The organism is Scandinavium tedordense (assembly GCF_024764965.1).
Classification (GTDB): domain Bacteria; phylum Pseudomonadota; class Gammaproteobacteria; order Enterobacterales; family Enterobacteriaceae; genus Scandinavium; species Scandinavium tedordense.
The window spans coordinates 1-255 of record NZ_JALIGG010000001.1 but is presented as its reverse complement, the minus strand read 5'-3'; the positions used below and the strand labels follow the sequence as shown (position 1 = coordinate 255).

Below are 255 nucleotides of genomic sequence, written 5' to 3'. Positions count from 1 at the left end.
TCCGACTTGACAGACCGCCTGCGTGCGCTTTACGCCCAGTAATTCCGATTAACGCTTGCACCCTCCGTATTACCGCGGCTGCTGGCACGGAGTTAGCCGGTGCTTCTTCTGCGAGTAACGTCAATCGTTGCGGTTATTAACCACAACGCCTTCCTCCTCGCTGAAAGTACTTTACAACCCGAAGGCCTTCTTCATACACGCGGCATGGCTGCATCAGGCTTGCGCCCATTGTGCAATATTCCCCACTGCTGCCTC

Annotated in this window: 1 rRNA gene; it reads right to left on the bottom strand. The window is 55.3% G+C overall.

Features of this window, described 5'->3' with window-relative positions:
- Positions 1 to 255, bottom strand: a 16S ribosomal RNA gene (locus MUU46_RS00005); the annotation flags it as partial.